General features: G+C 45.5%; 8 protein-coding genes and 1 pseudogene. 6 read left to right on the forward strand and 3 right to left on the reverse strand.

Annotated features, from left to right (window positions below; genetic code table 11):
- Positions 1 to 121 precede the first annotated feature (121 nt).
- Both yaaA and FC82_RS11590 read right to left on the reverse strand, forming a co-directional pair.
- The gene (gene yaaA, locus FC82_RS11585; RefSeq protein WP_054762636.1) at positions 122 to 874 is read right to left on the reverse strand and encodes a peroxide stress protein YaaA; all 753 of its coding nucleotides are present in this window, start codon (positions 872 to 874) and stop codon (positions 122 to 124) included.
- Between the two features lie 188 nt (positions 875 to 1,062).
- The gene (locus FC82_RS11590) at positions 1,063 to 1,956 is read right to left on the reverse strand and encodes a LysR family transcriptional regulator (protein ID WP_056997080.1); all 894 of its coding nucleotides are present in this window, start codon (positions 1,954 to 1,956) and stop codon (positions 1,063 to 1,065) included.
- Between the two features lie 174 nt (positions 1,957 to 2,130).
- Between FC82_RS11590 and FC82_RS11595 the strand changes: the two are divergent.
- Positions 2,131 to 3,608: pseudogene (locus FC82_RS11595) on the forward strand (FAD-dependent oxidoreductase).
- 194 nt (positions 3,609 to 3,802) lie between these two features.
- On the opposite strand, the gene FC82_RS11600 reads toward FC82_RS11595, so the two are convergent.
- Positions 3,803 to 4,513: an EAL domain-containing protein gene (locus FC82_RS11600; RefSeq protein WP_054762638.1), complete on the reverse strand. Its 711-nt coding sequence runs from the start codon at positions 4,511 to 4,513 to the stop codon at positions 3,803 to 3,805.
- A gap of 353 nt (positions 4,514 to 4,866) precedes the next feature.
- On the opposite strand from FC82_RS11600, the gene FC82_RS11605 reads away from it, so the two are divergent.
- The 5 genes from FC82_RS11605 (at position 4,867) to FC82_RS11620 (ending at position 7,823) form a co-directional block, all read left to right on the forward strand.
- Positions 4,867 to 5,238: a hypothetical protein gene (locus tag FC82_RS11605; protein ID WP_054762640.1), complete on the forward strand. Its 372-nt coding sequence runs from the start codon at positions 4,867 to 4,869 to the stop codon at positions 5,236 to 5,238.
- A gap of 140 nt (positions 5,239 to 5,378) precedes the next feature.
- Positions 5,379 to 5,840 carry an MFS transporter gene (locus tag FC82_RS17485; protein ID WP_420806432.1) on the forward strand — a complete coding sequence of 154 codons (462 nt, stop codon included), beginning with the start codon at positions 5,379 to 5,381 and terminating at the stop codon, positions 5,838 to 5,840.
- Complete coding sequence (locus FC82_RS17490; protein WP_420806433.1) at positions 5,797 to 6,555, forward strand: MFS transporter; 759 nt, start codon at positions 5,797 to 5,799, stop codon at positions 6,553 to 6,555. Before FC82_RS17485 ends, FC82_RS17490 begins: the two co-directional genes overlap by 44 nt.
- Before the next feature lie 329 nt (positions 6,556 to 6,884).
- Positions 6,885 to 7,328: a MarR family winged helix-turn-helix transcriptional regulator gene (locus FC82_RS11615; protein WP_056997081.1), complete on the forward strand. Its 444-nt coding sequence runs from the start codon at positions 6,885 to 6,887 to the stop codon at positions 7,326 to 7,328.
- Between the two features lie 24 nt (positions 7,329 to 7,352).
- Entirely contained in the window at positions 7,353 to 7,823 is a 471-nt protein-coding gene (locus FC82_RS11620) for a glutathione peroxidase (RefSeq protein ID WP_054762642.1), read from the forward strand.
- Positions 7,824 to 8,151 lie beyond the last annotated feature (328 nt).

An 8,151-nucleotide genomic window follows, 5' to 3' on the forward strand; every position in this document is an offset into this window, starting at 1 on the left:
TAGACCAATTATAAGAATAGGCCATTAGTGTTGCACTTAACTTGACAATTGAGGTTCTGGAGAAAGTTTGTATTTGCCTACTTGTTTTCTAGGCAGGCTTAAACGCCTTGTTCTACGCTTTTTAATTATGATTGGTATGTACAAATACCAGTTTCGTGTCTGTTGATAATTCGGCTTTGAACGTGTAGTCGGGATGGTCGAAGGCTTTGATCCCGTCAATCGTCATGATGTTGTGTTCTGCCATATAACGCACCATCGCGCCGCGCGCCATTTTGGCAAAAGTGGCACGGGTCTTTAACTGGTCGTTGACCCAATGACCGAACACAATGTCGATAAATTGATCATCTTGCTGTAAATAAGGTGTAACAGCCTTGGCATATTCTTTTGAAGCCAGATTGACGACTGGACCTTCGTTAAAATGCAGTGCTTGGTACAAGTGATCACCCCAAAATTCATACAGACTCTTGGTATTATTAACGGACAATCGCGCTTGCATTTCCAAACGATAGGGCACGATGCCGTCAAAAGGGCGCAGAATGCCATAAAAACCGGACATCACACGTAAGTTCTCTTGAATATAGTCGAGCGCTGGTGCGGTGAACAAGTCAGGGGCCATGTATTGGTATTGAATGCCGGAAAAACTCAAAATAGCAGGGGTGAGTTGACGGTCTAACTGAAGTTGCTGAAGCCAGTCATAGTTTGGTTTGGCAATTTTATCGCTGCATTTCCATAAAACTTTAGCATTTTCATATGACAATTGTTGCATAACCTTTAATATCTCGCGGGTTCGCGACAGATATTCCGGAGAACTCAGGGGGTCGAAGGTATCCATATCGACGATCATTTTCTTTGCTGGCGCGATGATGATTTTCAATAGTGTTCTCCTTTTCATGAATTCGTTAAATTCAGTGTAGCAAATTTATCGGGTTAAAACGACCGCTTTCCTTTTTCAATTATTGATGGTGTATTTTTCGGGTGCGGACTTTCGCACAATCACTGACTACTAGTGGCGCTTCGCACTGAGATGCTGGGTTAAGGCAAGCTTCGTCATTGCGCAGTGTTTTACTTTCCCGTCAGGCAGCCAATCAACTGTTTCAACACCTTATTTTGAGTATGCGGCGCATATAGCGTTTCAATTGTATATTCCTGGGTCGTATCATTCTCAATGGGTAAATAGGCCACATTTTTATCGGCATCCGGTGGTGTCAGGCCCTTAGGATAAAACGCAAATGCTTGGTCCAGTGCAACCAGCATGTGCATCTGCTCGGCACTGCTGACGCGGTGGATGTCTTCGTAGTTTTCAATAAATGGCGCGCTGGCAAGAAAGCTTTCCAGCAAAAAGGTAGAATTTTCCGGACTGTAGTATAACATTTGCCGGTCAGTCAGATTCGTTTGCGGCAGGGCCGTTAAACGACTGAGCGGATTCAGGCGACTAACGCCCATCACCATCTGGTTGTGGTAGATAGGCAGCGCAGTGATGGGTGAGTCATCCGGAAGTGCTGGCTTCCCGTAACTGATTGACAAGGCGAGGTCGAGTGCTCCGTTAGTTACACTTTGGGTCAAGTGTTCATTGCTGCCCTGCCGGACGATCAGCTGCAGATCTGGCACATTTAGTTTCAGTGTGTAAAGTGCTTTCAGTAGTAATTGTTGCTCAAACGCAGAAAAGTAGCCCACCCGCAACAATGGTTTTTCTTGGCTATCCGTTTGCCTTAACTCTGTAAGCGCACTCAAATAATTATTCACAATGTCTTGAGCCGACGATAAGAATAAATGACCCTGCGCGGTTAAGGATATTTGATTTTTTCCACGGTGAAAAAGCGTCACATTTAGTTCGGACTCTAGCTGGGTCATCTGTTTAGAAACGGCGCGTTGCGACACGTATTCTTGTTCAGATACTTTCTGAAAACTCCCGTATTGTGCGACTTTTAAAAATGTTTGGAGACGATTGATATCCATGTGTGCATCCTTTCTTACCCGAACTAATCGTTGGGCTGACCAACGGTTTTGGCAGTTACGCGAGGTGGGTCAGTTCGCTATGATAGTCATATATTAAGCGTGAGTTCATTATAAGAACGAAAAAGACTCACGTCAATTGCTCACTAAATAACGAGAATATTTGGAGGGATTTATATGTCAATTAGTCAAAAAAATCAATACGACGTTGTTGTTGCCGGTACCGGTGCGGCCGGAACATCGGCTGCCCTTGAAGCTGCCCAACACGGCGCCAGTGTTTTACTGTTAGAAAAGGGCCGTCATACCGGAGGCAGCAGTAATTATACGGAAGGTTTGTTTGCCGTTGATTCCTATTTACAAAAAGAACAGGGTATCAAAGTGTCAGCAACTGATGTGCTTCGTGAAGAGGTCGACTATTCGAAGTATCGCGCGGATTCACGCATTTGGCGCAAGTACCTCGACGATAGTGCGAACACGGTACAGTGGTTGAAAGACCAAGGCGTTAAGTACGAGGGTGTGCAGGCTATGGGAGCTGGTGAAGCCACTTGGCACATTTACGAGGGCATGGGCCAGGGTGTGCTGCACGATGCCTTACAACCTCAAGCTAAGAAATTAGGTGTGGAATTGCTGTCGAGTACCACGGTCACTGAACTTCTAAAAAACGATGACGGTGCTATCAGCGGTCTCACCATTAAAGATGAAGCGACTGGAAATACAGCTGATGTTAAGGCTGGCGCGGTTGTACTTGCGACTGGCGGCTACCTGAACAACCCCGAGATGATGAAATCATTGACCCACTATGACACTAGTCGGCTGATTCCGGTAAGTTCAGGCAAAGGCACGGGCGATGGTTTACGATTAGCTTGGAAAATCGGTGCCAAGAAATACGGCACTGGGATGGCCATGCTGTTTGGCGGCTACCTAAAAGATCCGGATGAACCCTCATTTAAGTACATGGCCTCGCAAATGGAAACCGCTGCCGGTCAACAACCGCTGCTTTGGCTGAACGAACACGGCGAGCGCTTCGTTGACGAAGCCGTGGTGTACAACTTCTCATACGCTGGTAATGCGCTGTATACGCAAAACAAAGTCTTCAGCATTTTGATCAGGGCGTCATTGATAAGATGGCTAAGGACGGCAACTTCATGGGCTTGGGTGTCTATGTCCGGCGTGGCGAAAAGATGGTCAAGCTCCAGGCGGAGTTGGATGATGCTGTTGCAGCCAATAAACCGTTTATCTTCAAGGCTGATACAATTGATGATTTAGCTAAAAAGATGGGCTTGCCGGTTGAAAAGGCGGTTGAGACTGTTGCCACCTACAACGATTATTGCGACCGAAAAGATGATGCTGATTTTGGTAAGGATCCGCAGTACCTCGTTAAAGTTGCCCAAGGCCCATTTTATGGGTTTGAACTCAATGTTGGCGCCTTTTGTACCATGGGTGGTTTACAAGTGTCCACTGAAAATGAGGTCCTTGACGACAACGGCGACAAGATTGATGGGTTGTACGCTGCCGGAAACGATGCTGCTGGGTTAGCCGGGGATACTTACGGGCCTAATATGCCAGGAACCTGTGTCGGGTACGCCTTTTACTCTGGCCGCAACTCTGGCAAGCATGCGGCAAGCTATACGAAAAATCTCACGGTTACTGAATAAGCAACTAAAAGGCTGGGGCGACAGTGCCTATAGCCGATAAAACTGTCAGCGCATCTTGTTCAGCTAGACTAAATAAACGTGCGACAAACGGCCTTTCCTTGGCCATATAAGCGCCCCTAGTTAAAAATACCCTTCGGGACTTTTAACTAGGGACGCTTATATTCTCGGAACAAAAAATGTCTTTTGTTCCAATTTTATTCGATAATCTTTTTGGAATTGAGTGTTTGTGAAAAGGGTTGTTGGCATGCCAGCAGGTGTGGTTTACCATAGAAATACCCTTGTCGCAAAGCAATGTTCAACCGGTCCAGAAGTTCTTCATCCTGCGGTGTTTCGATGCCTTCAACAATCAACCGCAGATTGTACGACTTCGCAATGGCGTTCCATTCATAGAGTTTGGCTGGCACCAAAGCTTGATTTCCCTCATGACGAAAGTTTTGAATCGCAAACTTGATTTCCGTGGTGTACGGCAGAAGGGGTTGAATACGGCTTAGTTGATTCTCGCCAGTCCCGACGTCGTCCAAACTTAACTGCACGCCGCTCAGATCAAGTAATTCTGCCGAAGCTAAAATTTCCTGACTGGATTGAGGTGTAATCAGTACTTCCTCGGTAAGTTCAGCAACCAAGCGTACTGGCCGATTTTTCTGCTGAAATGAAATGAGTTCATTGATCGTTGTTGGATCAATAAACTGGGCCCTGTTTAAATTAACTGAAATGTAGTGAACTTTTGTGCCCAGTTTTGCCACGACATTCTGTAATAACAATAATTGTGTGTCAAATGGAATAGCCTCAAAATCTGCTGGCAGTTGCCAGTGGCCGTCATCGCATTGCTCACGAATCAAAGTTTCGTATCCCACAACGGAATTTTGATAGCGATCCACTTGAGGCTGTACAAAAAACTGATACATTGTGCATCCCGCTTTCTCATTTTAAACATGTTTATAACTGTCTATTCCTAATTAATCCCCATTAATACCATTATTGTATTCTTAGAAATGCGATAAGGAAAGCAGAAAATAAACCAATGTTGCAAAAATGATGGACATTTGTTCGATAACAGACAAATAGTATGAAATTGTTGATTACTATTTATCTGATTACTGATAACTTATTCATAAAATTGTGCCTTTATTTTGACAGACACGCAAAAAGGGACACTGACAGTAAAATTGGTTTTGATACCGGTTACAAGAATGTGTAAAATAGGGGGTAGCAGGTGGCGTGACCACCAAATGATGCGATGAGCTAGGAGAGATAAGTTATGAAAGTATTCAGTAACCACTACACGACCAGCACAAAGGATGACAAGGCGGTCTTTGTCGTTGATGGCAAGAAATTGGAAGTCTACAACGGCGGTGCTAACGGCGACCAGGATATCGAAATCGTGCCTATTGCTGAGCTTGAAGACTATCCGTTAGTTGAAGAGTCGAAGACTGAGATCGATGGTAAAACCATTGAACTGTGGGACTTTGATGGCGAGGAAGTCAGCCAGGATGTCTTTGAGGATGGCGAGTTGACCCAGGCCAACGTGAACCGGCCAGACATTATTCCTGCTGGGCACTATACCGCCTACGGTATTGCCCCAACGGGTTTAAGTTTAAAGCGGGGTTGCGTTTACCTGTTTAAACACTAATCAGTGGGATCAATCACTAAAGAGGACCGGCGAAAACGAGCCGGTCTTTTTTGCGGACTTCGGCGGACGTACTTACCGATTGTACTTCGATTCAAAGCCTGTTATACTTGTTTTTATGCTGTAAAAAAGGGGTGAGACCAATGTCGTCGAAAGTAAAACGGGCGATTTTTATTTTAATTTTTAGCGAATTTCTGGTTTGTCTGGGCATTAGCCTCGTCATTCCGGTGATGCCGTTTCTCCGTAACGAGTTGCACTTATCCGCACTTGATATGGGAATCATGACATCGTTATTTGCTTTTGCACAGTTCGTTGCGTCGCCAATTGTTGGGCGAGTGTCGGACCGAATCGGACGGAAGCCAGTTCTGGCTGTTGGGCTGTTCTTGTACATGGTGTCGGAAGTCCTGTTCGCACTGACTAACTACCTGTGGTTGTTTGATGTGTCACGACTGATTGGCGGTCTATCCGCCGCAATGGTCGTGCCGACCGCAATGGCGTTTGCGGCTGACATTACGACAAAACGGCAACGCGCCAAAGTTATCAGCTGCTTTCAGTGGCGGGTTGATCCTAGGTCCAGGAATTGGTGGAATTTTAGCCGGTATTGACTACAAAGCACCGTTCTGGGTGGCTGGGCTACTGGGGTTATTGAGTACGATTGCCCTGGCAACGTTGCTGCCTAATGACAAAGATGTCGACTTGCCAGCCGAAACTGCGGAAAATGCATCTCACACGGATTTGCACGGTAGCTGGTCCGACCTGTTGAGCAAGCCGGTCATCATTTTATTCGTGATGATCTTAGTGTCATCATTTGGCCTTCAAGGGTTCGAAAGTATCTATAGTCTTTATGTGAACCAAGTGTTCCACTTTAGTCTGGATAACATTGCCTTAGTATTGACGTTAAACGGGTTGACCTCGCTCTTTATGCAGGTCGCCATGTTTGAACGGCTGGTGATGTGGCTCAATGAAACGCGCGTGATCCGGTACTGTTTCTTGATTGGATTCGCGGGGACAATTTGGATCATCTTTGCTCATACGAAGGTGGAAGTCATTATCGCGACACTATTTGTCTTCACGGCGTTTGACCTGTTGCGGCCGGCAATTACCACCTTACTGACTAAATTGAGTTCTAAAAATCAGGGGTTGATCAACGGTCTGAACATGTCGCTCACCAGTGTCGGAAACATCATTGGACCACTGATGTCCGGCGCCTTATTGGATATGAACACCCATTTTCCATACGCGGTGGTGGCCGTGTTCCTGTTAGTCTCTTATCTATTTACGTACATGATTCGGTTACAACATCAAGTCCTTAATGAATGAGAACTGTCTGGACGATGGTTCTCTTTTTTTATTGGCGTCACAGGCGATTGTGTTCTCTGCAGGTGGTCTGCCACAGTGGGGGTTACTGATTTCAGCAAAGCTATCGGCGAAGAACGAATCTAACAAAACAAACAATTCTTTCAAATGTGACCGCCCTTGACAGAAACGGACCCAATATTATGTCATCACCGATGGTATTTACAACTGTCTAATCATTTAAGATTCTATAAAGCCCTTGCACTTTTAAATGTAAACGCTATAATGACCCTAAACAGTTCGTGCACGAATCATTCATAAACGAACAATTCATTCACAAAGGAAGTGGCTCAATGGACGTCACAGATGTTTCGTTATCTGAACAGCTTTGCTTTTCGGTCTATCAAGCAAACCATCTGTTTAACCAGTTTTATCAAAAGGCCCTTAAGGATTTTGATCTCACATATCCACAGTACCTGGTGCTGCTTGCTTTGTGGGAGAAAGACGGTCAGTCAGTACGTGATTTAGCGGGGACCCTGGGCATCGGCAGCAACACCCTTACGCCCATGTTGAAACGCATGGAAACCATGGGGTGGCTGACACGAACACGGCCGGACAATGATCAGCGCCGTTTAATCATTTCACTAACGGTGCAGGGCTTAAATGAGCGTCAGGCCATCGGCACAGCGCTGGCGAATTGCATTCAGGAGCCAGCCGATTTGGACGATGGCAGTTATAAGGAAATGCTGACGGTCAATAAACGATTGATTTCATTGCTTAAAGATATGGTGGATTAACCAATAACAGGAAGGATGATCAGCATGACAACAATTTACGATTTTGAAGAAACAGAAATGAGCGGCCGGACAATTAATTTTGAAGATTACAAGGGTAAGGTGTTACTCGTTGTGAACACGGCTAGCAAGTGCGGCTTGGCACCACAGTTAAAAGGTTTGGAGAAATTGTACAAAGACTATCATGACCAGGGATTAGAAGTTCTGGGTTTGCCTTCAAACCAATTTCACCAAGAATTAGACAGTGATGAAGAGACCAATGATTATTGCCAAGTGCACTACGGAGTGACGTTCCCGATGACCAAAAAGATTCGTGTCAACGGCAGTGAAGAAGACCCGTTATTTACCTATTTAAAGTATGAAGCGGGACACGGCCGTATCAAGTGGAATTACACAAAATTCTTGATTGGTCGCGATGGCCAGATGATTGAACGCTTCGCTCCGATCACGACACCTGAAAAGATGGAAGATACGGTGGTTAAGGCGTTGAATAGGTAAGAGTGTGGAGAAAGGCGGTTAAGGGGCGGAGCCTAACGGACTCTGAGCTCAAAAGTCTGGTTCTGACTTTTGGGCTCAGAGTCCGTTAGGCTCCGCCCCCTTGCTTTTCGGAACACGTTTCGGCTAGATAAAATCAATGTGCAATCAGTTGTAGCAGACTAACTTGAGCCTCATCAACAAGCGCGAAGAAAGCCGGTTAAGCGCCGTCCCTTTCTGAATTTAAAACTGAGTAGTGACAGAAATAAACCTGGAGAAACAATAATCTCACTCCACAAAAATAAAAAGTGACCCGCCGTAAAAAAACTTTCTGTTTTTTACGGCGGGGGGC

The organism is Secundilactobacillus collinoides DSM 20515 = JCM 1123, assembly GCF_001435975.1.
In the GTDB taxonomy this organism is placed as follows: domain Bacteria; phylum Bacillota; class Bacilli; order Lactobacillales; family Lactobacillaceae; genus Secundilactobacillus; species Secundilactobacillus collinoides.

What these genes read in the sequence shown, in the direction of transcription:
- FC82_RS11590 (WP_056997080.1), bottom strand. Translation starts at nt 1,956, where the DNA reads ATGGATATCAATCGTCTCCAAACATTTTTAAAAGTCGCACAATACGGG.
- FC82_RS11600 (WP_054762638.1), bottom strand. Translation starts at nt 4,513, where the DNA reads ATGTATCAGTTTTTTGTACAGCCTCAAGTGGATCGCTATCAAAATTCC.
- FC82_RS11605 (WP_054762640.1), top strand. Translation starts at nt 4,867, where the DNA reads ATGAAAGTATTCAGTAACCACTACACGACCAGCACAAAGGATGACAAG.
- FC82_RS17485 (WP_420806432.1), top strand. Translation starts at nt 5,379, where the DNA reads ATGTCGTCGAAAGTAAAACGGGCGATTTTTATTTTAATTTTTAGCGAA.
- FC82_RS11615 (WP_056997081.1), top strand. Translation starts at nt 6,885, where the DNA reads ATGGACGTCACAGATGTTTCGTTATCTGAACAGCTTTGCTTTTCGGTC.
- FC82_RS11620 (WP_054762642.1), top strand. Translation starts at nt 7,353, where the DNA reads ATGACAACAATTTACGATTTTGAAGAAACAGAAATGAGCGGCCGGACA.